Raw genomic sequence first — 23,327 nt, 5'->3', positions numbered from 1 at the left:
CCGCGTGGTGCCCGGCATGACGAACCACGAGGACGCGTGATGCAAGCAATCGAGATCTCGCGCCCCGGCGGCCCCGAGGTGCTGCGCCTGGCGGAGCGGCCCGACCCGGTGCCGCGTGCCGGCGAGGTGTTGATCGAGGTGGCAGCGTGCGGCGTGAACCGCCCCGACGTGCTGCAGCGCAAGGGCGCCTATCCGCCGCCGCCAGGTGCCTCCGACCTGCCCGGGCTGGAGGTGGCCGGGCGCATCGTCGGCGGCGACGCTGCCGAACTCGCGGCGGCCGGCTTCAAACTTGGTGACCGCGTCTGTGCGCTGACGCACGGCGGCGGCTACGCGCGCCTGTGCGTCGCGCCGATCAGGCAGTGCCTGCCGGCACCGGCCGGCTGGAGCGACGTCGATGCGGCCAGCCTGCCCGAGACCTGCTTCACCGTCTGGATCAACGTGTTCGAGCGCGCCCGCTTGCAGCCGGGCGAGACGCTGCTGGTGCAAGGCGGCTCCAGCGGCATCGGCGTCACCGCGATCCAGCTCGCACGGGCGCTCGGCTCGGACGTGATCGTCACTGTCGGCGACGACGACAAGGCGCGGGCCTGCGTCGCGCTCGGCGCAAATCACGCGATCAACTACAAGACGCAGGACTTCGTCGTCGAGGCGCGGCGCCTCACCGACGGTCGCGGCGTCGACGTGATCCTCGACATGGTCGCCGGCGACTACGTCGCGCGCGAGGTCGAATGCCTGGCCGACGACGGCCGGCTGTCGATCATCGCGGTGCAAGGCGGCGTCGCGGCCAGCTTCGACGCGGGGCAGGTGCTGCGCCGGCGCCTGACGATCACCGGCTCCACGCTGCGTCCGCGCACCGTCGAGTACAAGGCTTCGATCGGCCGCGCGCTGCGCGAGCGCGTGTGGCCCTTGCTCGAGGCGGGTCGCGTGAAGCCCGTGGTGCATCGCGTGTTCCCGGCCGCCGAGGCGGCTCAGGCGCACGCGCTGATGGAATCCAGCCGCCACGTCGGCAAGATCATGCTCGCGTGGTGAGAAAGGCCAGGAGATGAGCGCTCAATTGAGTGATTCGCGCCGCCCGCTCGTGGTGGGCAACTGGAAGATGCACGGCAGCCACGCTGCCAACGAGCAATTGCTCGAAGGTCTCAAATCCGCCGGGCCGCTGCCCTGCGAGGTGGCTGTGTGCGTGCCGTTCCCCTACCTCGCGCAAGCCGCCGAGCGCCTGGCGCGCAGCGCGATCGCCTGGGGTGCGCAGGATTGCTCGGCGCACGAGCAGGGCGCTTTCACCGGCGAGGTGTCGGCGCCGATGCTGGCCGACTTCGGTTGCCGCTACGCGATCGTGGGTCATTCGGAGCGCCGTGCGCTGCATGGTGAGAGCGATCAGCTCGTGGCCGACAAGGCCAAGGCGGCGCTCGCCAAGGGCATCACACCGATCGTGTGCGTCGGCGAGACGCTCGCGCAGCGCGAAGCCGGCGAGACCGAGTCGGTGGTCAAGCGCCAGCTCTCGGCGGTCATCCATACGCTGGCCCACTGCGCCGGCGAGATGGTCGTGGCCTACGAGCCCGTCTGGGCAATCGGCACCGGCCGCACCGCGACGCCCGAACAGGCCCAGGCCGTGCACGCGCTGCTGCGCGCTCAGCTCGCCGCGGCCACGCCGCGCGCGGCGCAGATGAAGCTGCTGTACGGCGGCAGCGTCAAGCCGGACAACGCGGCCCAGCTGTTCGGCCAGCCCGACATCGATGGCGGGCTGATCGGCGGCGCCTCGTTGAAGGCCGCCGACTTCGTCGCCATCTGCCGCGCCGCGGCGAACCATTGACTCAGAACAAATCCACAGCAAGTTTTCTGGAGCTCTAAGACATGCAATTCGTGATCACCATCGTCCTCGTCGTGCAGATGCTGGCCGCCGTGACGATGATCGGCCTGGTGCTGGTCCAGCACGGCAAGGGCGCTGACATGGGCGCCTCGTTCGGCAGCGGCGCGTCGGGCAGCCTCTTCGGCGCGACCGGCAGCGCGAACTTCCTGTCGCGTACCACGGCCGTGTGCGCCGCAGTGTTCTTTGTATGCACGCTCGCGCTGGCCTACTTCGGCAACCTGCGCGGCGGCGAACCTGCGGGCAGCAGCGTGCTCGAACGCGCCGCAACCTCCGCACCGGCCGCCAGCGCGGCCGAAGCAGCGATTCCGCAAGCACCTGCCGCGAGCGGCAGCGCCGTTCCCGCCGCTCCGGCGGCTTCGGCAGCGAACCAGATCCCTGCGCGCTGAGCACGGGCGCGGACCCAGGCCAGGAGCGCGTGAAGCGCGATGCGGCCGAGTGAATCTCTTGGGGTTTGCCTGGATCGGGTCGTCGTTTCACGCTAGAATCTTTGGCTGTTCGGTGAGCCAAACCTCATGCAAGCCGGACAGCCGAAACAGATCGCACTGACTGCGATCTGACGGGCCGAAGCAAAGCGGGAGGACCGCTCGGGTTCGGTCAGGCCGACGTGGTGAAATTGGTAGACACGCTATCTTGAGGGGGTAGTGGCGAAAGCTGTGCGAGTTCGAGTCTCGCCGTCGGCACCAGTTGAATGATGAGTGGACCGTCGTGTCGTCCGGCCGCGGTTCAGCGCCCTGACAGCAATACGAGCAGGCAGGGACCGGGCGCGCTGCACGTGCAACGAGGATCAGGGTGGATCCGGTTGTGCCAGCGCGCTTTGTTTTGGCCGGACGGCAACGCTTAACACCCGAGCGAGTCCGCCATGAGTCTTGACGCCTACCTGCCAGTGATCCTGTTCATCCTCGTGGGTGCGGCGGTCGGAGTGGCGCCTCAGGTGCTCGGCTTCCTGCTCGGCCCGCGTCGCCCCGATGCGGCGAAGAACAGTCCCTACGAGTGCGGCTTCGAAGCCTTTGAAGACGCGCGCATGAAGTTCGACGTGCGCTATTACCTCGTGGCGATCCTGTTCATCCTGTTCGACCTCGAGATCGCCTTCCTCTTCCCATGGGCTGTGGCCCTGCGCGAGATCGGTGCCACCGGGTTCTGGGCCATGATGGTCTTCCTGGGCATCCTCGTCGTGGGCTTCGCCTACGAATGGAAGAAGGGTGCCCTCGACTGGGAGTAATGATGCCCCTCGTCCGACGAGTACGTCGGCCGATCCCCCGGGGGGATGCGGGCCGGCTTGGGAGCGGCCCGGCGCTCGGCCCGCTCGCTTGCAAAGGTTTGGAGCACTGATATGGGAATCGAGGGCGTCCTCAAAGAGGGCTTCATCACCACCTCGGCCGACAAGCTGATCAACTGGTCGAAGACCGGTTCGCTGTGGCCGATGACCTTCGGTCTCGCCTGCTGCGCGGTCGAGATGATGCACGCGGGCGCCGCGCGCTACGACATCGACCGTTTCGGCATGCTGTTTCGCCCGAGCCCGCGCCAAAGCGACCTGATGATCGTCGCCGGCACGCTGTGCAACAAGATGGCGCCGGCGCTGCGCAAGGTCTACGACCAGATGGCCGAGCCGCGCTGGGTGCTGAGCATGGGCTCGTGCGCCAATGGCGGCGGCTACTACCACTACAGCTACTCGGTCGTGCGCGGCTGCGACCGGATCGTTCCGGTCGACGTCTACGTGCCGGGCTGCCCGCCCACCGCCGAGGCGCTGCTCTACGGCATCTTGCAGCTGCAAGCCAAGATCCGCCGCGAAAACACGATCGCGCGCTGAACAAAACGATGGACCACAAACTCGACGCGCTGCAGCCCGCCCTCGAAGCGGCGCTGGCTGGCAAGATCGTCTCGCTCGTGCGCTCGCGCGGCGAGCTCACGCTGACCGTCAAGCTGGCCGACTATCTGGAGGTCTGTCGCACGCTGCAGTCGAACGAAGCGCTCTCGTTCGAGCAGCTGATCGATCTCTGCGGCCTCGACTACTCGGGCTACAAGGACGGCGCCTCGCCGCTGGCCGAAGGCCCGCGCTTCGCGGTGGTCTCGCACCTGCTGTCGGTCAGGCACAACTGGCGAGTGCGCCTGCGCGTGTTCGCGGCCGACGACGGCCTGCCGGTCGTGCCGAGCGTGACGCCGATCTGGAACGCCGCCAACTGGTTCGAGCGCGAGGCCTTCGACCTCTACGGCATCGTCTTCGACGGCCACGAGGATCTGCGCCGCATCCTCACCGACTACGGCTTCATCGGGCATCCGTTCCGCAAGGACTTCCCGATCTCGGGACACGTCGAGATGCGCTACGACCCAGAGCAAAAGCGCGTGATCTACCAGCCGGTGACCATCGAGCCGCGCGAGATCACGCCGCGCATCGTGCGCGAAGAGAACTACGGCGGCCTGCACTGAAACGCGCAGCGTTCATCGAGTAGCCCATGGCAGACATCAAGAACTACACGCTGAACTTCGGCCCGCAGCACCCGGCAGCGCACGGCGTGCTGCGCCTCGTGCTGGAGCTCGACGGCGAAGTGATCCAGCGCGCCGACCCGCACATCGGCCTGCTGCACCGCGCGACCGAGAAGCTCGCCGAGACGCGCACCTACATCCAGTCGCTGCCCTACATGGACCGTCTCGACTACGTGTCCATGATGTGCAACGAGCACGCCTACTGCCTGGCGATCGAGAAGCTGTTGGGCATCGAGGTGCCGATCCGCGCCCAGTACATCCGCGTGATGTTCAGCGAGATCACGCGCATCCTGAACCACCTGCTGTGGATCGGCGCGCACGGCCTCGACTGCGGCGCGATGAACATCCTCATCTACGCCTTCCGGGAGCGCGAGGACCTGTTCGACGCCTACGAGGCGGTCTCCGGCGCGCGCATGCACGCGGCCTACTTCCGTCCGGGCGGCGTTTACCGCGACCTGCCGGACTCGATGCCGCAGTACAAGGTCAGCAAGATCCGCAACGCGAAGGCGCTGGCCAAGATGAACGAGAACCGGCAGGGCTCGCTGCTGGACTTCATCGAGGACTTCACGAACCGCTTCCCGCAGCGCGTCGACGAGTACGAGACTCTGCTCACCGACAACCGCATCTGGAAGCAGCGCACGGTGGGCATCGGCGTCGTCTCGCCCGAGCGCGCGCTCAATCTCGGCTTCACCGGCCCGATGCTGCGCGGCTCCGGCGTCGCCTGGGACCTGCGCAAGAAGCAGCCCTACGACGTCTACGACCAGGTCGATTTCGACATCCCGCTGGGCACCAACGGCGACTGCTACGACCGCTATGTCGTGCGCGTCGAGGAGATGCGCCAGTCCAACCGCATCATCAAGCAGTGCATCGACTGGCTGCGCAAGAACCCCGGCCCGGTCATCACCGACAACCACAAGGTCGCTCCGCCGTCGCGCGTCGAGATGAAGACCAGCATGGAAGAGCTGATCCACCACTTCAAGCTCTTCACCGAAGGCTTCCACGTCCCGGAGGGCGAGGCCTATGCGGCGGTCGAGCACCCGAAGGGCGAGTTCGGCATCTACCTCGTCAGCGACGGCGCCAACAAGCCCTACCGCCTCAAGATCCGCGCGCCCGGCTTCGCCCACCTGGCGGCGATGGACGAGATGTCGCGCGGCCACATGATCGCCGACGCGGTCGCCGTGATCGGCACGATGGACATCGTGTTCGGCGAGATCGACAGGTAAGCAGCACATGACGCTCAGCCCCGCCACCGAGCAACGCTTCGCGCGCGAAGTCGCGAAGTACCCCGCCGACCAGAAGCAGTCGGCCGTGATGGCCTGCCTGGCGATCGTCCAGCAGGAGCAAGGCTATGTCTCGGCCGAGGCCGAGAACGCCATCGCGGCCTACCTCGGCATGCCGCCGATCGCGGTGCACGAGGTCACGACCTTCTACAACATGTACAACCAGCAGCCGGTCGGCAAGTTCAAGCTGAACGTCTGCACCAACCTGCCGTGCCAGCTGCGCAACGGCCAGACCGCGCTCGACCACGTCTGCCACAAGCTCGGCGTCGAGCCCTACGGCACCACGGCTGACGGCGTCTTCACCGTGCAGCCCAGCGAATGCCTGGGCGCCTGCGCCGACGCACCGGTGATGCTGGTCAACGACCGCGAGATGCTCAGCTTCATGACCGAGCCGCGGCTCGACGAGCTGCTCGACACGCTCAAGGCCGATGCGGCCTCGAAGTGAGGACATGACGACCATGCTCGATCTGTCGAAGTTCAAGGCCACCGGCCGCGAGACCTGCTTCCACGGCCAGCACATCGGCGCGCAGATCTATGCCGATCTCAACGGCGCGAACTGGCGCCTGAAGGACTACGAGGCGCGCGGCGGCTACCAGGCGCTGCGCAAGATCCTCGGCAAGGATGGCGCCAAGCCGCAAGGCGACCAGCAGGTCGCGGGCATGACGCCCGACCAGGTCATCGCCGAGGTCAAGCTCTCGGCGCTGCGCGGCCGCGGCGGCGCGGGTTTCCCGACCGGCCTGAAGTGGAGCTTCATGCCGCGTCAGTTCCCGGGCCAGAAGTACCTCGTCTGCAATTCCGACGAAGGCGAGCCGGGCACTTGCAAGGATCGCGACATCCTGATGTTCAACCCGCACATCGTGATCGAGGGCATGGCCATCGCCGCCTACGCGATGGGCATCACCGTGGGCTACAACTACATCCACGGCGAGATCTTCGAGGTCTACGAGCGCTTCGAGGAGGCGCTCGAGGAGGCGCGCGCCGCGGGGCTGCTGGGCGACAACATCCTCGGCAGCGGCTTCAGCTTCCAGCTGCATGCTCACCACGGCTTCGGCGCCTACATCTGCGGCGAAGAGACCGCGCTGCTCGAGTCGCTCGAGGGCAAGAAGGGCCAGCCGCGCTTCAAGCCGCCGTTCCCGGCGAGCTTCGGCCTCTACGGACGGCCGACCACGATCAACAACACCGAGACCTTCGCCGCGGTGCCCTGGATCATCCGCAACGGCGGCCAGGCGTATCTGGAGATCGGCAAGCCCAACAATGGCGGCACCAAGATCTTCTCGGTGGTCGGCGATGTCGAGCGTCCCGGCAACTTCGAGATCCCGCTGGGCACGCCGTTCTCCAAGTTGCTGGAGATGGCCGGTGGCGTCAGCGGCGGTCGAAAGCTCAAGGCGGTGATCCCCGGCGGCTCGTCGGCCCCGGTGCTGCCGGCCAACATCATGATGGACCTGACGATGGACTACGACGCCATCGCCAAGGCCGGTTCGATGCTCGGCTCGGGTGCGGTGATCGTGATGGACGAGCGCCGCTGCATGGTCAAGAGCCTGCTGCGGCTGTCCTACTTCTACCAGCACGAGAGCTGCGGCCAGTGCACGCCGTGCCGCGAAGGCACCGGCTGGCTGTGGCGCATGGTCGACCGCATCGAACATGGCAAGGGTCGCCCGGAAGACCTCGCGCTGCTCGACTCGGTGGCCGACAACATCAAGGGTCGCACCATCTGCGCGCTCGGCGACGCCGCCGCGATGCCGGTGCAGGGCATGCTCAAGCACTTCCGCGACGAGTTCGCCCACCACATCGAACACAAGACCTGCATGGTCCCGGTGGCCGCACAAGCGTGATCGGGGCAAGACGACATGGTTGAAATCGAACTCGACGGCCGCAAGGTCGAGGTGCCCGAAGGCAGCATGGTCATGCATGCCGCCGACAAGGCCGGCACCTACATCCCGCACTTCTGCTACCACAAGAAGCTCAGCATCGCGGCCAACTGCCGCATGTGCCTGGTCGACGTCGAAAAGGCGCCCAAGCCCATGCCGGCCTGTGCGACGCCGGTGACGCAGGGCATGATCGTGCGCACCAAGAGCGACAAGGCGCTCAAGGCCCAGCAGTCGGTGATGGAGTTCCTGCTCATCAACCACCCGCTGGACTGCCCGATCTGCGACCAGGGCGGCGAATGCCAGCTGCAGGACCTCGCGGTCGGCTACGGCAAGTCGTCCTCGCGCTACACCGAAGAAAAGCGCGTCGTCTTCCACAAGGACGTCGGCCCGCTGATCTCGATGGAGGAGATGACCCGCTGCATCCACTGCACGCGCTGCGTGCGCTTCGGCCAAGAGGTGGCCGGGGTGATGGAGCTGGGCATGATCCATCGCGGCGAGCACAGCGAGATCACCACCGTCGCCGGCAGCACGGTCGACTCCGAGCTGTCGGGCAACATGATCGACCTGTGCCCGGTCGGCGCGCTGACCAGCAAACCGTTCCGCTACAGCGCGCGCACCTGGGAACTCTCGCGCCGCAAGAGCGTGAGCCCGCACGACTCCACCGGCGCGAACCTGATCGTTCAGGTCAAGGGCCAGCAGGTGATGCGCGTGGTGCCGTTCGAGAACGAGGCCGTCAACGAGTGCTGGATCGCCGACCGTGACCGCTTCAGCTACGAGGCGCTCAACGGCGTCGATCGCCTCACCGCGCCGATGCTCAAGCAAGGCGGCGAGTGGAAGCAGGTCGACTGGACCACCGCGCTCGAGTACGTCGCCAACGGCCTCAAGCAGATCAAGACGCAGCATGGCGCGAGCGCGATCGGTGCGCTGGCCAGCGCGAACCAGACGGTCGAGGAGCTGCACCTGCTGGCCAAGCTCGTGCGTGGCCTGGGCTCGGAGAACGTCGACCATCGCCTACGCCACGCCTCGACCGAGTCCGCGCCGGGCGTGCGCTGGCTCGGCCTCGAGATCGCCGCGCTGTCGTCGCTGGAGCGAGCCTTCGTGATCGGCTCCTTCCTGCGCAAGGATCATCCGCTGTTCGCGCAGCGCCTGCGCCAGGCCGCCAAGCGCGGCGCGCAGATCAGCGCGCTGGGCGCCGTGGCCGACGACTGGCTGCTGCCGGTGGCCGCGCGCGTGATCGCCGCGCCGAGCGCCTGGGTCGGTGCGCTGGCGTCGGTGGCCGCAGCCGTCGCGCAAGCCAAGGGCACGAGCGCGCCCGTGGCCGCCGAGGTCACGCCCGCCGCGCAATCGATCGCGACCTCGCTGCTGTCGGGCGAGCGCAAGGCCGTGCTGCTGGGCAACACCGCGATGCAGCACCCCGAGGCCGAGTCGCTGCTGGCGCTGGCGAACTGGATCGCCGCCCAGGTCGGCGCCCGCTGCGGCGTGCTGGGCGAGGGCGGCAACAGCGTCGGCGCGCAGCTGGTCGGCGCGCAGCCGGGAGCCGCGGGCCTGTCGGCCGCCGAGATGCTGGGCGCCAAGCCGCGCAAGGCGGTGCTGCTGCTCGGCGCCGAGGCGAGCTACGACAGCGCCGATCCGGTCGCCGCGCGCGCCGCGCTCGGCCACGCCGAGATGGTCGTCTCGCTGAGTCCGTTCAAGGACGCCAATGCCGAGGTGGCCGACGTGCTGCTGCCGGTGTCGCCGTTCACCGAGACCTCGGGCACTTTCATCAACGCCGAGGGCCGCGTGCAGAGCTTCCACGGCGTCGTCAAGCCGCTGGGCGAGACGCGCCCGGCCTGGAAGGTGCTGCGCGTGCTCGGCTCGATGCTGGGCCTCGAGGGCTTCGGCTTCGAGACCTCGGAAGAGGTGAGGGCGCAGGCGCTCGGCGACGTGACCGCGCTGCCGCAGCGCCTGAACAACGCCGCCGCCGTCGATGCCGCCGCGGTGCGCGTGTCCGCGCCGGCCAATGGCATCGAGCGTCTGGCCGATGTGCCCATCTACAGCACTGATGCGATCGTGCGCCGCGCTTCGTCGCTGCAGCTCACGGCCGATGCGCGTCCGCCGCGCGCGTCGCTGCCTGCGGCCTTGTGGCAGCAACTCGGCCTGGCCGAAGGCGCCGCAGTGCGCGTGACGCAGGGCTCGGCCAGCACCGTGCTGCCGGCCGTGCTCGACGCCAGCCTCGCTTCCAACACCGTGCGCGTGCCGGCCGGCCACGGCGCAACCGCCACGCTGGGCGCGATGTTCGGCGCGATCAGCGTCGCCAAGGCCTGACGGGAGCCCTCGAATGATCGATACCGTCTACCAGTTCGGCGCGCTGCACCTGGGCGGCGTCTGGCCGGTGATCTGGAACCTTGCCAAGATCGTCGCGCTGCTCGTGCCGCTGATGGTCTGCGTCGCCTACCTTACGCTGTGGGAGCGCAAGGCCATCGGCTGGACGCAGATCCGCCCCGGTCCCAACCGCGTCGGCCCCTGGGGCCTGCTCACACCGATCGCCGATGCGGTCAAGCTGATCTTCAAGGAGATCATCCTGCCCACGGCCTCGAGCAAGGGGCTGTTCCTGCTCGGACCGGTGATGACCATCATGCCGGCGCTGGCCGCGTGGGTGGTGATTCCCTTCGGCCCCGAGGTCGCGCTGGCCGACATCAATGCCGGCCTGCTGTACCTGATGGCCATCACCTCGATGGAGGTCTACGGCGTGATCATCGCCGGCTGGGCCTCGAACTCGAAGTACGCCTTCCTGGGCGCGCTGCGCGCGTCGGCGCAGATGGTCAGCTACGAGATCGCGATGGGCTTCGCCTTCGTGGTGGTGCTGATGACCACCGGCAGCCTGAACATGACGGACATCGTGCTCTCGCAGGACAAGGGCATGTTCGCCGACATGGGCCTGAACCTGCTCTCCTGGAACTGGCTACCGCTGTTCCCGATCTTCCTCGTCTACTTCATCTCCGGTCTGGCCGAGACCAACCGGCACCCGTTCGACGTGGTGGAAGGCGAGTCCGAGATCGTGGCCGGCCACATGATCGAGTACTCGGGCATGGCGTTCGCGATGTTCTTCCTCGCCGAGTACGCCAACATGATCCTGGTCTCGGCCCTGTGCTCGATCCTGTTCCTCGGCGGCTGGTTGCCGCCGATCGACAGCGCGATATTCAACTGGATCCCGGGCTGGATCTGGCTGGGCTTCAAGACCTTCTGCGTCGTGACCGTGTTCCTGTGGGTGCGCTCCACGTTCCCGCGCTTCCGCTACGACCAGATCATGCGCCTGGGCTGGAAGATCTTCATCCCGGTCACCCTGGTCTGGCTGGTCGTCGTGGGCCTGTGGATCCAGTCGCCCTGGAACATCTGGAAGTAAGGAGGTCAGCACGATGAGCGCTGTCGCCTCGATCAAAGAATTCTTCAACACCTTCTTGCTGCTCGAGCTCTTCAAGGGCATGAAGCTCACGGGCAAGCATTTCCTGTCGCCCACCATCACGGTGCAGTTCCCGGAAGAGAAGACGCCGCTGTCGCCGCGTTTTCGCGGCTTGCACGCGCTGCGCCGCTATGAGAACGGCGAAGAGCGCTGCATCGCCTGCAAGCTGTGCGAGGCCGTGTGCCCGGCGCTGGCGATCACCATCGAGTCGGATGTGCGCGCCGACGGCACGCGCCGCACGACGCGCTACGACATCGACCTGACCAAGTGCATCTTCTGCGGCTTCTGCGAGGAGAGCTGCCCGGTCGACTCGATCGTCGAGACGCACATCCTCGAGTACCACGGCGAGAAGCGGGGCGACCTGTATTTCACCAAGGACATGCTGCTCGCGGTGGGCGACCGCTACGAGCGCGAGATCGCCGCTGCCAAGGAGGCCGACGCTCCCTACCGCTAAAGGCGGCAGAGGCGACACAAGCCATGGATACCAAGACCGCGCTCTTCTACGTCTTCTCCGCGATCCTGCTGTTCGCAGCGTTTCGCGTCATCACCGCGCGCAGCTCCGTGCACGCTGCGTTGTACCTCGTGCTGGCCTTCTTCAACGCCGCCTGCGTGTGGATGCTGCTCAAGGCCGAGTTCCTCGCGATCTCGCTGGTGCTCGTCTACGTGGGCGCCGTGATGGTGCTGTTCCTGTTCGTCGTGATGATGCTCGACATCAACGTCGACCGGCTGCGCGAAGGTTTCTGGAAACTGTTCCCGGTGGCCGGCACCATCGCGGCGATCATCGCCGTCGAGATGATCTGGGTCATCAAGCGCGGCTTCAACCTGCCGGTGGCTGCGCAGCCCGATCCGGCGCTGGCCAAGCTGAGCAACACCAAGCTGCTGGGCATCGAGATCTACACGCAGTACCTGTACCCACTGCAGATCGCCGCGGTGCTGCTGCTGGTGGCCATCGTCGCGGCGATCGCGCTGACCCTGCGTCGCCGCAAGGACAGCAAGTACGTCGACCCGGGCGCGCAGGTCAAGGTCAAGAAAGCCGACCGGCTGCGCGTCGTGAAGATGGCGCCAGAGGTCGCGCCGGCGCCGGCCGCGCCCGCCGGCGACGCCCCCCAAGCCACCGGAGGCCAGGCATGACGCTCACGCTCGGTCATTACCTGTCGCTCGGCGCGATCCTGTTCGCGCTGTCGGTGATCGGCATCTTCCTGAACCGCCGCAACCTGATCGTGCTGCTGATGGCGATCGAGCTGATGCTGCTGGCGGTCAACCTGAATTTCGTGGCCTTCTCGCACTATCTGGGCGACATGGCCGGACAGGTGTTCGTGTTCTTCATCCTGACCGTGGCCGCCGCCGAATCGGCGATCGGCCTGGCGATCCTGGTGGTGCTGTTCCGCAACCGCTCGACGATCGCGGTCGACGAACTCGACGCCCTCAAGGGCTGAACGCGGCCTTCACCGCCGCACACTGAAACGCAACGAGAGCCCGCTTACCGGGCGGGCTTCGGAGAGAACAACAATGTCTGCGCTATCGCAATCGATGCTGGTCGCCGTGCCGCTCGCGCCGCTGGTCGGGGCGATCGTGGCCGGCCTGTTCGGCAAGACGGTCGGACGCCGCGGCGCGCATGCGGTCACCATCCTCGGCGTCGCGATCGCCTTCGTGCTGTCGGCCATCACGCTCAAGGCGGTGGCCGTCGACGGCGCGCGCTTCAACCAGACCGTCTACGAATGGATGGTCATCGGCGGCATCAAGATGGAGGTCGGCTTCCTGGTCGACGGCCTGACCGCGATGATGATGTGCGTCGTGACCTTCGTCTCGCTGATGGTGCACATCTACACCATCGGCTACATGGAGGAAGACCCGGGCTACCAGCGCTTCTTCTCCTACATCTCGCTGTTCACCTTCTCGATGTTGATGCTCGTGATGAGCAACAACATGCTGCAGCTGTTCTTCGGCTGGGAGGCGGTGGGCCTGGTGTCCTACCTGCTGATCGGCTTCTGGTACACCAAGCCGACGGCGATCTTCGCCAACATGAAGGCCTTCCTGGTCAACCGGGTCGGCGACTTCGGCTTCATCCTGGGCATCGGCCTGCTGCTGGCCTACGGCGGCACGCTCAACTACGGCGAGCTGTTCGCCAAGGGCCCCGAGCTCGCCAAGCTGGGCTTCCCCGGCACCGACTGGATGCTGATCACGGTCGCGTGCATCTGCCTCTTCATCGGCGCGATGGGCAAGAGCGCGCAGTTCCCGCTGCACGTCTGGCTGCCCGACTCGATGGAAGGCCCGACGCCGATCTCGGCACTGATCCACGCCGCGACGATGGTGACGGCCGGCATCTTCATGGTGGCGCGCATGTCGCCGCTGTTCGAGCTGTCGGACACCGCGCTGAACTTCGTGCTCGTGATCGGCGCGATCACGGCGCTGTTCATGGGCTTCTTGGGCATCATCCAGAACGATATCAAGCGCGTCGTCGCGTACTCCACGCTCTCGCAGCTGGGCTACATGACGGTGGCGCTGGGCGCCTCGGCCTACTCGGTCGCGGTGTTCCACCTGATGACGCACGCCTTCTTCAAGGCGCTGCTGTTCCTGGCCGCCGGCTCGGTGATCATCGGCATGCACCATGACCAGGACATCCGCAACATGGGCGGCCTGCGCAAGTACATGCCGCTGACCTGGATCACCTCGCTGCTGGGCTCGCTGGCGCTGATCGGCACGCCGCTGTTCGCCGGCTTCTACTCGAAGGACAGCATCATCGAGGCGGTCCATGCGAGCCACCTGCCGGCCGCCGGCTTCGCGTACTTCGCGGTGCTCGCGGGCGTGTTCGTCACGGCGTTCTACTCGTTCCGGATGTACTTCCTCGTCTTCCACGGCGAGGAGCGCTTCCGCCACAAGCCGTTCCCGGCCGAAGACGAAGAGGTCCACGGCCACGACGAGCACGAGCACGAGGAGCCGCACGAGTCGCCCTGGGTCGTGACCGCGCCGCTGCTGCTGCTGGCCGTGCCCTCGGTGGTGATCGGATTCATGACGATCCAGCCGATGCTGTTCGGCGAGTTCTTCAAGGACTCGATCTTCGTCAACGCCGAACTGCACCCGGCGATGGAAGAGCTCGCGCACGAGTTCCACGGCGCCGCCGCGATGGCGCTGCACGCACTGACCACCGCGCCGTTCTGGCTCGCGCTGGCCGGCGTGGTCGTGTCGTGGTGGTTCTACATGAAGCAGCCGGCGATCCCGGCAGCCATCAAGGCGCGCTTCGCCATCGTCTACAAGCTGCTCGACAACAAGTACTACATGGACTGGATCAACGAGCACGTGTTCGCCGCAGGCGCCAGGCTGCTCGGCCGCGGCCTGTGGAAGGGCGGCGACGTCGGCCTGATCGACGGGGTGCTGATCAACGGCTCGGCGCGCGTCGTCGCCGGCGCGGCCGCGATCACGCGCCTGTTCCAGACCGGCTACCTGTACCACTACGCGCTCGTCATGATCCTCGGCATCTTTGCGCTGATGACCTGGCAGCTGTGGCCCTACCTGGGCATGGCCCGCTGATCGAGAGGCCGGAGAACAACGAATGGGACTGCTGAGCCTCTCCATCTGGATGCCGATCGTCTTCGGCCTGATCCTGCTCGCGCTCGGCCGCGACGAGCAGGCCGGTGCGGTGCGCTGGATCGCGCTGGCCGCCGCCGTGCTGAGCTTCATCGTCACGCTGCCGCTGGTGTCGGGCTTCGACGCCTCGACCGCCGCGATGCAGTTCGCCGAGAACCTGCCGTGGATCGAGCGCTTCAACGTGCGCTACCACCTCGGCGTCGACGGCCTGTCGGTGTGGTTCGTGCTGCTCACGGCCTTCATCACCGTGATCGTCGTGATCGCCGGCTGGGAAGTGATCGAGACGCGCGTGAACCAGTACATGGGCGCGTTCCTGATCCTCTCCGGCCTGATGGTCGGCGTGTTCAGCGCGCTCGACGGCATGCTGTTCTACGTGTTCTTCGAGGCCACGCTGATCCCGATGTACATCATCATCGGCATCTGGGGCGGGCCGCGGCGCGTCTACGCGGCGTTCAAGTTCTTCCTGTACACGCTGCTCGGCTCGCTCCTGATGCTGATCGCGCTGATCTACCTGTACACGAAGTCCGGCGGCAGCTTCGACATCCTCACCTGGCACAAGCTGCCGCTGGCGATGCCGGCGCAGACCCTGCTGTTCTTCGCGTTCTTCGCGGCGTTCTCGGTCAAGGTGCCGATGTGGCCGGTGCACACCTGGCTGCCCGACGCCCACGTCGAGGCGCCGACCGGCGGCTCGGTGGTGCTGGCGGCCATCATGCTGAAGCTGGGCGCCTACGGCTTCCTGCGCTTCTCGCTGCCGATCACCCCTGACGCCAGCCACGCCTGGGCCGGCTTCGTGATCACGCTGTCGCTCATCGCGGTGCTCTACATCGGGCTGGTCGCGCTGGTGCAAGGCGACATGAAGAAGCTGGTGGCGTACTCGTCGATCGCCCACATGGGTTTCGTGACGCTGGGCTTCTTCATCTTCACCGACCTGGGCGTCGCCGGCGGCATCGTGCAGATGATCAGCCACGGCTTCGTCTCGGGCGCGATGTTCCTGTGCATCGGCGTGCTCTACGACCGCGTGCACTCGCGCGAGATCGCGGCCTATGGCGGCGTGGTCAACACCATGCCCAAGTTCGCCGCCTTCGCCGTGCTGTTCGCGATGGCCAACTGCGGCCTGCCGGGCACCAGCGGCTTCGTCGGCGAATGGATGGTGATCCTCGGTGCCGTCCAGTACAACTTCTGGATCGGCCTGCTCGCCGCGACCACCCTGGTCTTCGGCGCCGCCTACACGCTGTGGATGGTCAAGCGCGTGTACTTCGGCAAGGTCGCCAACGACGACGTGAAGGCGCTCGTCGACCTGAACAAGCGCGAGTTCTTCATGTTCGTGCTGCTGGCGGCCGGCGTGCTGTGGATGGGCCTGTATCCCAAGCCCTTCACCGACGTGATGCAGACATCCGTCACCGAGCTGCTCAAGCACGTGGCGGTCTCGAAGCTGAACTGAACGACAAGAAGAGACCGCGATGGAATCCTCGATGAACTGGCTCGCCATCTACCCGGAGATCCTGCTGCTCGGCATGGCGTGCGCGATCGCGCTGGTCGACCTGTTCGTGACCTCGCCCAAGCGCACGGCCACCTATGGCCTGACGCTGATGACCCTGGTCGGCATCGGCGCCTTGCACCTGGCCTACCTGAAGGGCGGCGCCACGCTCTACGCGATGGACCGCATGGTCGTCACCGACCCGATGGGCCACCTGCTGGCGTTCTTCGCGACCCTGGCCGTCGGCGTGACGCTGGTCTACGCGCGCCCCTATGCTGCCGACCGCGACATGCTCAAGGGCGAGCTGTTCACGCTGTCGCTGTTTGTGCTGCTGGGCGTGTCGGTCATGGTGCAGGCCAACCACTTCCTGGTGGTCTACCTGGGCCTCGAGCTGATGACGCTGTCGCTGTACGCGATGGTCGCGCTGCGCCGCGACAACCTCAACGCCACCGAGGCGGCGATGAAGTACTTCGTGCTCGGCGCGCTGGCCTCGGGCTTCCTCCTGTACGGCCTGTCGATGATGTACGGCGCGACCGGTTCGCTGGAGATCGGCGAGGTGTTCCGCGCCATCGGCACCGGCCAGATCAACAAGCAGGTGCTGGTGTTCGGCGTCGTGTTCGTGGTCGCCGGCCTGGCCTTCAAGCTGGGCGTCGTGCCGTTCCACATGTGGGTGCCCGACGTCTACCACGGCGCACCGACCGCGGTGACGCTGATGATCGCCGGCGCCCCCAAGCTGGCCGCGTTCGCGATCACGATCCGCCTGCTCGTCGAGGGCATGCTGGGCCTTGCGATCGACTGGCAGCAGATGCTGATGGTGCTGTCGGTCGCCTCGATGGTGATCGGCAACCTCGCCGCCATTGCGCAGAGCAACCTCAAGCGCATGCTGGCCTATTCGGCCATCGGCCAGCTCGGCTTCATGCTGCTGGGCCTCACGCCCACCGTGGTGTTCGGCAACACCTTCTCGGCGGCCAACGGCTACAGCTCGGCGATGTTCTACCTCGTGACCTACGTGCTCACGACGCTGGCGAGCTTCGGCGTGATCATGGTGCTGGCGCGCCAGGGCTTCGAGTGCGACGAGATCGACGACCTGCGCGGCCTCAACAAGCGCAGCCCCTGGCTGGCCGGCGTGATGGCGGTGGTGATGTTCTCGCTGACCGGCATCCCGCCGACGGTGGGCTTCTACGCCAAGCTCGCGGTGCTGCAGTCGCTGGTGTCGACCAGCGCGACGCCCTATGTCGTGCTGGCCATCGTCGCGGTGCTGCTGTCCTTCGTGGCGGCCTATTACTACCTGCGCGTCGTCAAGGTCATGTACTTCGACGAGCCGGTGGACGCGGCCTTGGGCGTGCACGAGCCGGTGAGCCTGCATGTGCGAGCGGTGCTGGCGGTCAACGGCGCGGCCGTGCTGGGGCTGGGTCTGCTGCCCGGCGGCCTGATGGCCGCCTGCGCCGAGGCGATCCGCATCACGCTCGCGACCTGATCGCGAGCGCGCCGCCGCCACGCCCTCGATGAACACCGCGCTCGCGGTCTGGGTCGTGCTGCTGCTGGCGGCAGTGGCGGCCAACCTGCCGTTCGTCAACGAGCGGCCGTTCCTCGTCGGGCCGCGGCGGGTGCCGGTCAAGTCGGTCGCCTGGCGCCTGCTCGAACTCGCGGTCTACGGTGCGCTCGTGATCGCGGCCGGACGCCTGATGGAAGGCGCGATCGGCCAGGCGGCACCGCAGGGCTGGGAGTTCTACGCGGTGCTGCTGTGCCTGTTCCTGACGCTGGCCTTCCCGGGTTTCGTCTGGCGCTACCTGCGTCGGCATCGTGGCTGATCCCAAAGACCCCCAGGACGACGACGCCCACCTGCGCGAGACGCGCGTCTCGAGCGAGCAGGTCTTTCGCGGCGGCTTCCTCGATGTGCGCCGCGACGCCGTGCGCCTGCCCGACGGCAGCACGGCGCAGCGCGAGTACGTCGTCCATCCCGGCGCGGTGATGGTCGTGCCCATCCTCGACGACGGCCGCCTGGTCATCGAGCGCCAGTGGCGTTACCCCCTCGATCGCGCCTTCATCGAGTTCCCCGCCGGCAAGCTCGACGCGGGCGAGGGCGCCTTCGCGTGCGCCGTGCGCGAACTGGCCGAGGAGACCGGCTACCGCGCCGGCGAGTGGGCGCGGGCCGGCGTGCTGCACAACGCGATCGGCTATTCGAACGAGGTCATCGAGATCTGGTTCGCGCGTGAGCTCAGGCTCGGCGAGCGGCGCCTCGATCACGGAGAGTTTCTCGACGTGCAGACCACCACGCTCGAGGCGCTGGAGGCCGACGCGGCCGCCGGCTCGCTCACCGACGCCAAGACCCTGATCGCGCTGCTGTGGCTGCGTCATTGGCGCGACGGCCGTTGGGACTTGCACTGGCAGCCCACACCGGCGCACCTGCAAGGCCAATAATCAGCCCATCATGAAGGTGCTCAACCTCCAGTGCGAACAGGGCCATGGCTTCGAAGGCTGGTTCGGCTCGGAAGCCGACCATGCCGACCAGCACGCGCGCGGTCTGATCGAATGCCCGCTGTGCGGCAGCAAGTCGGTGCAGCGGTTGCCCAGCGCACCGCGGCTGAACCTGTCGGGTGCCAGCGCGCCACCGGCTGCGGCCGCCACGGCCGCCGCGCCGACGCCCGAGCGTGCCAGCGTCGAGGCGCTGTGGCTGCAGGCGGTGCGTCACGTGATCAACAACACCGAGGACGTCGGGCCGCGCTTCGCCGAGGAGGCGCGCCGCATCCACTACGGCGAGACGCCGGAGCGCGCGATCCGCGGCCAGGCCAGTCCCGACCAGGCTCAGTCGCTGCGCGACGAGGGCATCGAGGTCTTCAGCATGGCCGTGCCGGCGGCGGCCAAGGGCACGCTGCAGTAGGTGCGAGCTGATGCGCGAGTAGGCGCGCGGCGCCGCGCCTAGAGCACGCGGCCGGGGTTCATGATCCCCTGCGGATCGAGCGCCTGCTTGATCGCACGCATCAAGCCCAGCGCCACTGCATCCTTGCGCTGCGCGAGTTCATCGCGCTTGAGAGCGCCGATGCCGTGCTCGGCCGAGATCGATCCGCCATGCGCGATCACGGCGTCGTAGACGATCGCGTTGACCGCCTCCTCGTGCTCATGCAGGAACGCGGCCGCATCGCCGCCCTCGGGACACTGCACGTTGTAGTGCAGGTTGCCGTCGCCCAGGTGGCCGAAGTCGACCAGCCGCACGCCGGCAAAGGCCGCCTCGAGCGCGGCATCGGTCGAGGCGACGAAGCTTGGGATGCTCGAGACGGGCAGGGCGATGTCGTGCTTGATGTTGAGGCCTTCCTCGCTCTGCGCGAGCGGGATGCTCTCGCGCAGATGCCACAGTGCCTTCGACTGCTCGATGCTCGCGGCCACCGCGGCGTCGTCGATCTCGCCGGCCTCGAGCGCGGCTTCGAGCAGCGCTTCGAAGCGCTGCTGCGCGTGCTCCGCGCCCTCGGCGTCCGACTGCTCCAGCAGCACCGTCCACGGCGCCGCCGGCAGCGGGCGTGGCAGCTGCGGGAAATGCTTGGTGACCAGCGCCAGCGAAAACGCATTCATCACCTCGAATCCGGTCAACGCCGGGCCAAGGCTGGCACGCGCACGCGCCAGCAGCGCGACGCAGGCCTCGAGCGACGCGCAGGCGGCAAGTGCCGTGGTGCGCGCGGCCGGCTGCGGCTGCAGCTGCAAGGTGGCGGCAGTGATCACGCCCAGCGTGCCTTCGCTGCCGACGAAGAGGTCGCGCAGGTCATAGCCGGTGTTGTCCTTGCGCAGGCCCGACAGGCCGTTCCAGACCTCGCCGGCGGCCGTGACGACCTCCAGCCCCAAGCACAGCGCGCGCGCAGTGCCGTAGCGCAGCACCTGCGTGCCGCCGGCGTTGGTCGCGAGGTTGCCGCCGATCGTGCAGCTGCCTTCGGCGGCCAGCGACAGCGGCAGCAGCAGTCCGGCCGCTGCGGCCGCTTCCTGAGCGGCCTGCAGCACGCAGCCGGCCTCGACGGTCATCGTCGCGTTGGCGCGGTCGAGTTCGCGCACGCGGTTCATCCGCGTGAGGCTGAGCAGGACCTGCTCGCCGCTGTCGTCGGGCACACCGCCACCGACCAAGCCGGTGTTGCCACCTTGCGGCACCAGCGGCACGCGGTGCGCGGCGCAGGCACGCACGACCGCAGCCACCTCGGCGGTCGAGGCGGGCCGCACCACAGCGAGCGCGCGGCCGCGCCAGCGCCGGCGCCAGTCGAGCTCCCAGGCCGAGAGGTCGCCCTCGGTCAGCACGTGCGCCGTGCCGACGGCGCTGCGCAGTTCTTCGATCAAGGCCATGGGCTCAAGCCTCCCGCTTCGCTTGCGCCAGCCGCGCGCGCACGTGCCAGCCGCAGGCCGCGAACAGCGCGACGCCGAGCGCCACCTCGACGAGCGCCAGGAGCGCACCCGGTGCCGGCTCGCTGGTCGCGCGCACCAGCCCTTCGGCGACGTAGAGCCACACCAGCAGGCTCAGCCAGCGAAACGTGTAGAGCCTTCGCGTGAACAGCCCGGGCAGGGCCAGCGCAAGCGGCAGCACCTTGATCGCCAGCGTGCCGCGGCCGGTCGGCGCGAGCCACAGTTCCCACGCGAGGCCGAGCGCGATCAGCGCAACCAGCGCCACGAGCGCCAGCCGGCGCGACAACTCGATCGACGATGGCGCATGCGCCGCCTCGGCACCGATGGCGTTCTCTCCAGACATGGCTGGCATGATAGCCAGCATGAATGTTCCTTCCGCGCTGCGAGTGCCCTTGCGCGAGCGGCTCGCGCGGCTTGCGCAAACGCTGTCCTCCTGGCCCTGGCTCGAAACGATGCGCACGCTGCGGCAGCGCTTTCGCGAGGATCGCCTCGGCCTCACCGCGAGCAGCCTGACCTTCACGACCACGATCGCGCTGGTGCCGCTGGCGACCGTCACGCTGGCGATCTTCACCGCCTTTCCGATGTTCTCGCGCTTCCAGGGCGCGCTGGAGAAGTACTTCATCCAGAGCCTGGTGCCCGACAACATCGCCAAGCCGGTGCTGGGTGCGCTGACGCAGTTCGCGCTCAAGGCCAACCGGCTCGGCACGCTGGGCCTGGTGGTGCTGGTGTTGACCGCGCTGGCGCTGATGCTGACGATCGACCGCACGCTCAACGCGATCTGGCGCGTGCGCAAGCCGCGGCCGATCGCGCAGCGCGTGCTCGTGTACTGGGCCGCCGCGACGCTCGGGCCGCTGCTGCTAGGCATCAGCCTGACCATGACCTCGTACGCGATCTCGGCCTCGCGCGGCGTGGTGGGCTCGCTGCCCGGCGGCGTGAGCTTCCTGCTCAACGTGATCGAGTTCCTGCTGCTGGCCGCAGCGATCACCTCGCTCTACCACTACGTGCCGAACACGCCGGTGCGCTGGGTCCACGCCTGGGCCGGCGGGCTGTTCGTCGCGGTCGGCTTCGAGCTGGCGAAGAAGGGGCTGGCCTGGTACCTCGGCCAGGTGCCGACCTACTCGACGATCTACGGCGCCTTCGCGACCGTGCCGATCTTCCTGATCTGGCTCTACCTCGGCTGGGTCATCGTGCTGTTCGGCGCAGTGATCGCCGCTTACGCGCCGAGCCTTGCGATGCGCGTCGTGCGCCGTCCGGAAACGCCGGGCTTCCAGTTCGACCTCGCGATCGCGATGCTGCGCCAGCTCGCGCTGGCGCGCACGCAATCCACCCACGGTTTGAGCGCCGCGCGCCTGGCCGAGAGCCTGCGCGCCGATCCGCTGCAGATCGAGCCCATCGTCGAGACCCTGCTCGGGCTCGACTGGATCGCGCGGCTCGACGAGGGCGATGACCCCCGCCTCGTGCTGCTGGCCGATCCGGACTTCACGCCGGCGCAGCCGCTGATGGCCGCGCTGCTGCTCGAGCCGACGCCGACCGTGCGCGCGTTCTGGCAGCGCGCCGGCTTCCAGGACATCAGCCTGCGTCAGCTGCTCGACGCCTGAGGCGACGAGGAGCCCCCACGCTCACTTCGTTCGCTGCCCTCCGTGGGGGCCCGGTCGCCTTGGGGCGGCCCGGCGGCGACCGAGGTGCGCAGCACCGCGCAGCGCAGCACGCGGTCGCGTCCGAGCCGCTTGGCCTCGTACATCGCCTCGTCGGCGCGCTGCACCAGGCGCGCGGCATGGTCGCCGTCTTCCGGTGCAAGGGCATAGCCGATGCTCGCGCTGACGCGGTGCGCAACCTGCAGCCCAGCGCTGCACACGCGCACGGCGTCCAGCAGGTGGCGCGCCAGCGCCTCGGCGCCGGCGTCGTCGCGCACGCGCGCGAGCACGAGGAACTCGTCGCCGCCGAAGCGCCCGACGGCGTCCTCGGCGCGCACGGCCGACTGCAGCGCGGCCGCGGCGGCCAGCAGCAGCCGGTCGCCCTCGCGATGGCCGAGCGTGTCGTTGACGGACTTGAAGCCGTCGAGGTCGACGAAGAACAGCGCGACCGGCGCCTCGGCGCTGGCCAGCGGCAGCGCCGCCTCGAGGCGCTCCATGATCGCGCGGCGACTGAACACGCCGGTCACCGCGTCCTCCTCGACGCTGCGCTGCAGGCGCTCGCGCGCCAGCGTGAGCTCGTGCACGTCGATCGTGGAGGTGTAGATGCCGACCACGCTGCCGTTGGCGTCGCGGTCGGGCACGTAGCTGGTGCGCAGCCAGCGCGCGCCCTGCGGCAGCTCGACCAGGCGCGTGTAGGTGGCGGTCTCGCCGGCCAGTGCGCGCTCGTAGAACGGCCAGTGCTCGCGCCACAGGCGCTCGCCGCGCACCTCGCCGATGTGGCGGCCGAGGATGGCCTCGGGCGGCGTGCCGGTGGCCTCGACGTAGGCCTTGTTGATGAAGCGCACCACGCAGCCGCGGTCCAGGTAGGTCAGCGGGTAGGGAATGTTGTCGGTGAAGTGATCGAGCCGGCGGCGCGCGGCCTCGAGCGTCTCGCGCGCGGTGACGTCGTCATGGATGTCGAAGGCGATCGTGTAGACCGCCTCGACGTTGCCGTGCTCGTCGCGGTCGGGGAAGACCTGCACGCGCGCCCAGCGCGGCGTGCCGCCGCGGTGGGTCAGCAGGCGTTCGTAGAACACGGTTGCGCCGCCGTAAGCCCGCTCGAAGGCGCTGCGTGCGGCGGCCCAGGCGTTGTCGCCGTAGTTCTCGCGCAGCGTGCGCCCGATCAGCGCCTCGCGCGGCCGGCCGGCCCAGCGCAGGTAGGGCGGGTTGACGAAGCACAGCACCGCCTCGCCGTCATCGCGGCGCTCCCAGCGGCCCATCGGCAGGTCGATCGCGGCGACCAGCCGCTCGATGTGCCCGACGCGGTCGTCGGCGTGCATGGC

24 protein-coding genes and 1 tRNA gene are annotated in these 23,327 nt (G+C 68.0%); 22 read left to right on the top strand and 3 right to left on the bottom strand.

Annotated elements, in window-relative coordinates; genetic code table 11:
- The first annotated feature begins 39 nt into the window (after window positions 1-39).
- The 21 genes from ACO2TI_RS00975 to ACO2TI_RS00875 all read left to right on the top strand — a co-directional run bounded on the left by ACO2TI_RS00975 (window position 40) and on the right by ACO2TI_RS00875 (window position 18,875).
- The gene (locus ACO2TI_RS00975) at window positions 40-1,026 is read left to right on the top strand and encodes an NAD(P)H-quinone oxidoreductase (protein ID WP_423281543.1); all 987 of its coding nucleotides are present in this window, start codon (window positions 40-42) and stop codon (window positions 1,024-1,026) included.
- A 13-nt stretch (window positions 1,027-1,039) separates the two neighbouring features.
- Window positions 1,040-1,807 (top strand): triose-phosphate isomerase, encoded by a 768-nt coding sequence (gene tpiA / locus ACO2TI_RS00970; RefSeq protein WP_423281542.1) that lies wholly within the window; start codon window positions 1,040-1,042, stop codon window positions 1,805-1,807.
- A 41-nt stretch (window positions 1,808-1,848) separates the two neighbouring features.
- Window positions 1,849-2,250, top strand: a complete 402-nt coding sequence (gene secG, locus ACO2TI_RS00965) for a preprotein translocase subunit SecG (RefSeq protein WP_423281541.1) — start codon at window positions 1,849-1,851, stop codon at window positions 2,248-2,250.
- A gap of 212 nt (window positions 2,251-2,462) precedes the next feature.
- Window positions 2,463-2,547 (top strand) — tRNA-Leu (locus tag ACO2TI_RS00960).
- Window positions 2,548-2,723: 176 nt separating this feature from the next.
- Window positions 2,724-3,083: an NADH-quinone oxidoreductase subunit A gene (locus tag ACO2TI_RS00955; protein WP_423281540.1), complete on the top strand. Its 360-nt coding sequence runs from the start codon at window positions 2,724-2,726 to the stop codon at window positions 3,081-3,083.
- A 111-nt stretch (window positions 3,084-3,194) separates the two neighbouring features.
- On the top strand, window positions 3,195-3,671 hold the full coding sequence (locus ACO2TI_RS00950; RefSeq protein ID WP_140626292.1) for a NuoB/complex I 20 kDa subunit family protein: 477 nt from the start codon (window positions 3,195-3,197) through the stop codon (window positions 3,669-3,671).
- Window positions 3,672-3,679: 8 nt separating this feature from the next.
- Complete coding sequence (locus ACO2TI_RS00945) at window positions 3,680-4,288, top strand: NADH-quinone oxidoreductase subunit C (protein ID WP_423281539.1); 609 nt, start codon at window positions 3,680-3,682, stop codon at window positions 4,286-4,288.
- Between the two features lie 26 nt (window positions 4,289-4,314).
- On the top strand, window positions 4,315-5,568 hold the full coding sequence (locus ACO2TI_RS00940) for an NADH-quinone oxidoreductase subunit D (protein ID WP_423281538.1): 1,254 nt from the start codon (window positions 4,315-4,317) through the stop codon (window positions 5,566-5,568).
- Between the two features lie 7 nt (window positions 5,569-5,575).
- On the top strand, window positions 5,576-6,070 hold the full coding sequence (nuoE, locus tag ACO2TI_RS00935) for an NADH-quinone oxidoreductase subunit NuoE (RefSeq protein ID WP_423281537.1): 495 nt from the start codon (window positions 5,576-5,578) through the stop codon (window positions 6,068-6,070).
- Window positions 6,071-6,083: 13 nt separating this feature from the next.
- Window positions 6,084-7,457, top strand: a complete 1,374-nt coding sequence (nuoF, locus tag ACO2TI_RS00930) for an NADH-quinone oxidoreductase subunit NuoF (RefSeq protein ID WP_423282133.1) — start codon at window positions 6,084-6,086, stop codon at window positions 7,455-7,457.
- A gap of 15 nt (window positions 7,458-7,472) precedes the next feature.
- The gene (gene nuoG / locus ACO2TI_RS00925; RefSeq protein WP_423281536.1) at window positions 7,473-9,797 is read left to right on the top strand and encodes an NADH-quinone oxidoreductase subunit NuoG; all 2,325 of its coding nucleotides are present in this window, start codon (window positions 7,473-7,475) and stop codon (window positions 9,795-9,797) included.
- Window positions 9,798-9,810: 13 nt separating this feature from the next.
- Window positions 9,811-10,875, top strand: coding sequence for an NADH-quinone oxidoreductase subunit NuoH (nuoH, locus tag ACO2TI_RS00920; protein WP_423281535.1), 1,065 nt, complete (start codon window positions 9,811-9,813; stop codon window positions 10,873-10,875).
- Window positions 10,876-10,888: 13 nt separating this feature from the next.
- The gene (nuoI, locus tag ACO2TI_RS00915) at window positions 10,889-11,386 is read left to right on the top strand and encodes an NADH-quinone oxidoreductase subunit NuoI (protein WP_423281534.1); all 498 of its coding nucleotides are present in this window, start codon (window positions 10,889-10,891) and stop codon (window positions 11,384-11,386) included.
- Window positions 11,387-11,409: 23 nt separating this feature from the next.
- Window positions 11,410-12,063 (top strand): NADH-quinone oxidoreductase subunit J, encoded by a 654-nt coding sequence (locus ACO2TI_RS00910; protein ID WP_423281533.1) that lies wholly within the window; start codon window positions 11,410-11,412, stop codon window positions 12,061-12,063.
- Window positions 12,060-12,368 (top strand): NADH-quinone oxidoreductase subunit NuoK, encoded by a 309-nt coding sequence (gene nuoK / locus ACO2TI_RS00905; RefSeq protein ID WP_423281532.1) that lies wholly within the window; start codon window positions 12,060-12,062, stop codon window positions 12,366-12,368. The genes ACO2TI_RS00910 and nuoK overlap by 4 nt, the downstream gene beginning before the upstream one ends.
- Before the next feature lie 73 nt (window positions 12,369-12,441).
- Entirely contained in the window at window positions 12,442-14,460 is a 2,019-nt protein-coding gene (gene nuoL / locus ACO2TI_RS00900; protein ID WP_423281531.1) for an NADH-quinone oxidoreductase subunit L, read from the top strand.
- A 22-nt stretch (window positions 14,461-14,482) separates the two neighbouring features.
- Window positions 14,483-15,958: an NADH-quinone oxidoreductase subunit M gene (locus tag ACO2TI_RS00895; protein ID WP_423281530.1), complete on the top strand. Its 1,476-nt coding sequence runs from the start codon at window positions 14,483-14,485 to the stop codon at window positions 15,956-15,958.
- A 19-nt stretch (window positions 15,959-15,977) separates the two neighbouring features.
- Window positions 15,978-17,471 carry an NADH-quinone oxidoreductase subunit NuoN gene (nuoN, locus tag ACO2TI_RS00890; RefSeq protein WP_423281529.1) on the top strand — a complete coding sequence of 498 codons (1,494 nt, stop codon included), beginning with the start codon at window positions 15,978-15,980 and terminating at the stop codon, window positions 17,469-17,471.
- A 28-nt stretch (window positions 17,472-17,499) separates the two neighbouring features.
- Complete coding sequence (locus tag ACO2TI_RS00885; protein WP_423281528.1) at window positions 17,500-17,805, top strand: DUF2818 family protein; 306 nt, start codon at window positions 17,500-17,502, stop codon at window positions 17,803-17,805.
- A complete protein-coding gene (locus tag ACO2TI_RS00880) occupies window positions 17,798-18,415 on the top strand; it encodes an NUDIX domain-containing protein (protein ID WP_423281527.1) in 618 nt (205 codons plus the stop codon). The genes ACO2TI_RS00885 and ACO2TI_RS00880 overlap by 8 nt, the downstream gene beginning before the upstream one ends.
- Window positions 18,416-18,425: 10 nt before the next feature.
- Window positions 18,426-18,875 (top strand): DUF1178 family protein, encoded by a 450-nt coding sequence (locus ACO2TI_RS00875; RefSeq protein ID WP_423281526.1) that lies wholly within the window; start codon window positions 18,426-18,428, stop codon window positions 18,873-18,875.
- 38 nt (window positions 18,876-18,913) lie between these two features.
- Here ACO2TI_RS00875 and ACO2TI_RS00870 read toward each other — a convergent pair whose 3' ends face one another.
- Window positions 18,914-20,314 carry an FAD-binding oxidoreductase gene (locus ACO2TI_RS00870; protein WP_423281525.1) on the bottom strand — a complete coding sequence of 467 codons (1,401 nt, stop codon included), beginning with the start codon at window positions 20,312-20,314 and terminating at the stop codon, window positions 18,914-18,916.
- A 4-nt stretch (window positions 20,315-20,318) separates the two neighbouring features.
- Window positions 20,319-20,735: a DUF2069 domain-containing protein gene (locus ACO2TI_RS00865; protein ID WP_423281524.1), complete on the bottom strand. Its 417-nt coding sequence runs from the start codon at window positions 20,733-20,735 to the stop codon at window positions 20,319-20,321.
- On the opposite strand from ACO2TI_RS00865, the gene ACO2TI_RS00860 reads away from it, so the two are divergent.
- Window positions 20,734-21,969 carry a YihY family inner membrane protein gene (locus ACO2TI_RS00860; RefSeq protein ID WP_423281523.1) on the top strand — a complete coding sequence of 412 codons (1,236 nt, stop codon included), beginning with the start codon at window positions 20,734-20,736 and terminating at the stop codon, window positions 21,967-21,969. The two genes, ACO2TI_RS00865 and ACO2TI_RS00860, sit on opposite strands and share 2 nt — an antisense overlap.
- Here the strand turns inward: ACO2TI_RS00860 and ACO2TI_RS00855 are convergent.
- A complete protein-coding gene (locus ACO2TI_RS00855) occupies window positions 21,951-23,324 on the bottom strand; it encodes a sensor domain-containing diguanylate cyclase (RefSeq protein ID WP_423281522.1) in 1,374 nt (457 codons plus the stop codon). The two genes, ACO2TI_RS00860 and ACO2TI_RS00855, sit on opposite strands and share 19 nt — an antisense overlap.
- Window positions 23,325-23,327 lie beyond the last annotated feature (3 nt).

This window comes from Caldimonas sp. KR1-144, from assembly GCF_049446155.1.
In the GTDB taxonomy this organism is placed as follows: Bacteria; Pseudomonadota; Gammaproteobacteria; order Burkholderiales; family Burkholderiaceae_C; genus Rivibacter.
Note: the sequence above shows the minus strand (reverse complement) of the source record. Positions and strands in the feature narration are given on the sequence as shown.

What these genes read in the sequence shown, in the direction of transcription:
- ACO2TI_RS00975 (WP_423281543.1), top strand. Translation starts at nt 40, where the DNA reads ATGCAAGCAATCGAGATCTCGCGCCCCGGCGGCCCCGAGGTGCTGCGC.
- tpiA (WP_423281542.1), top strand. Translation starts at nt 1,040, where the DNA reads ATGAGCGCTCAATTGAGTGATTCGCGCCGCCCGCTCGTGGTGGGCAAC.
- secG (WP_423281541.1), top strand. Translation starts at nt 1,849, where the DNA reads ATGCAATTCGTGATCACCATCGTCCTCGTCGTGCAGATGCTGGCCGCC.
- ACO2TI_RS00955 (WP_423281540.1), top strand. Translation starts at nt 2,724, where the DNA reads ATGAGTCTTGACGCCTACCTGCCAGTGATCCTGTTCATCCTCGTGGGT.
- ACO2TI_RS00950 (WP_140626292.1), top strand. Translation starts at nt 3,195, where the DNA reads ATGGGAATCGAGGGCGTCCTCAAAGAGGGCTTCATCACCACCTCGGCC.
- ACO2TI_RS00945 (WP_423281539.1), top strand. Translation starts at nt 3,680, where the DNA reads ATGGACCACAAACTCGACGCGCTGCAGCCCGCCCTCGAAGCGGCGCTG.
- ACO2TI_RS00940 (WP_423281538.1), top strand. Translation starts at nt 4,315, where the DNA reads ATGGCAGACATCAAGAACTACACGCTGAACTTCGGCCCGCAGCACCCG.
- nuoE (WP_423281537.1), top strand. Translation starts at nt 5,576, where the DNA reads ATGACGCTCAGCCCCGCCACCGAGCAACGCTTCGCGCGCGAAGTCGCG.
- nuoF (WP_423282133.1), top strand. Translation starts at nt 6,084, where the DNA reads ATGCTCGATCTGTCGAAGTTCAAGGCCACCGGCCGCGAGACCTGCTTC.
- nuoG (WP_423281536.1), top strand. Translation starts at nt 7,473, where the DNA reads ATGGTTGAAATCGAACTCGACGGCCGCAAGGTCGAGGTGCCCGAAGGC.
- nuoH (WP_423281535.1), top strand. Translation starts at nt 9,811, where the DNA reads ATGATCGATACCGTCTACCAGTTCGGCGCGCTGCACCTGGGCGGCGTC.
- nuoI (WP_423281534.1), top strand. Translation starts at nt 10,889, where the DNA reads ATGAGCGCTGTCGCCTCGATCAAAGAATTCTTCAACACCTTCTTGCTG.
- ACO2TI_RS00910 (WP_423281533.1), top strand. Translation starts at nt 11,410, where the DNA reads ATGGATACCAAGACCGCGCTCTTCTACGTCTTCTCCGCGATCCTGCTG.
- nuoK (WP_423281532.1), top strand. Translation starts at nt 12,060, where the DNA reads ATGACGCTCACGCTCGGTCATTACCTGTCGCTCGGCGCGATCCTGTTC.
- nuoL (WP_423281531.1), top strand. Translation starts at nt 12,442, where the DNA reads ATGTCTGCGCTATCGCAATCGATGCTGGTCGCCGTGCCGCTCGCGCCG.
- ACO2TI_RS00895 (WP_423281530.1), top strand. Translation starts at nt 14,483, where the DNA reads ATGGGACTGCTGAGCCTCTCCATCTGGATGCCGATCGTCTTCGGCCTG.
- nuoN (WP_423281529.1), top strand. Translation starts at nt 15,978, where the DNA reads ATGGAATCCTCGATGAACTGGCTCGCCATCTACCCGGAGATCCTGCTG.
- ACO2TI_RS00885 (WP_423281528.1), top strand. Translation starts at nt 17,500, where the DNA reads ATGAACACCGCGCTCGCGGTCTGGGTCGTGCTGCTGCTGGCGGCAGTG.
- ACO2TI_RS00875 (WP_423281526.1), top strand. Translation starts at nt 18,426, where the DNA reads ATGAAGGTGCTCAACCTCCAGTGCGAACAGGGCCATGGCTTCGAAGGC.
- ACO2TI_RS00870 (WP_423281525.1), bottom strand. Translation starts at nt 20,314, where the DNA reads ATGGCCTTGATCGAAGAACTGCGCAGCGCCGTCGGCACGGCGCACGTG.
- ACO2TI_RS00860 (WP_423281523.1), top strand. Translation starts at nt 20,734, where the DNA reads ATGAATGTTCCTTCCGCGCTGCGAGTGCCCTTGCGCGAGCGGCTCGCG.
- ACO2TI_RS00865 (WP_423281524.1), bottom strand. Translation starts at nt 20,735, where the DNA reads ATGCTGGCTATCATGCCAGCCATGTCTGGAGAGAACGCCATCGGTGCC.
- ACO2TI_RS00855 (WP_423281522.1), bottom strand. Translation starts at nt 23,324, where the DNA reads ATGCACGCCGACGACCGCGTCGGGCACATCGAGCGGCTGGTCGCCGCG.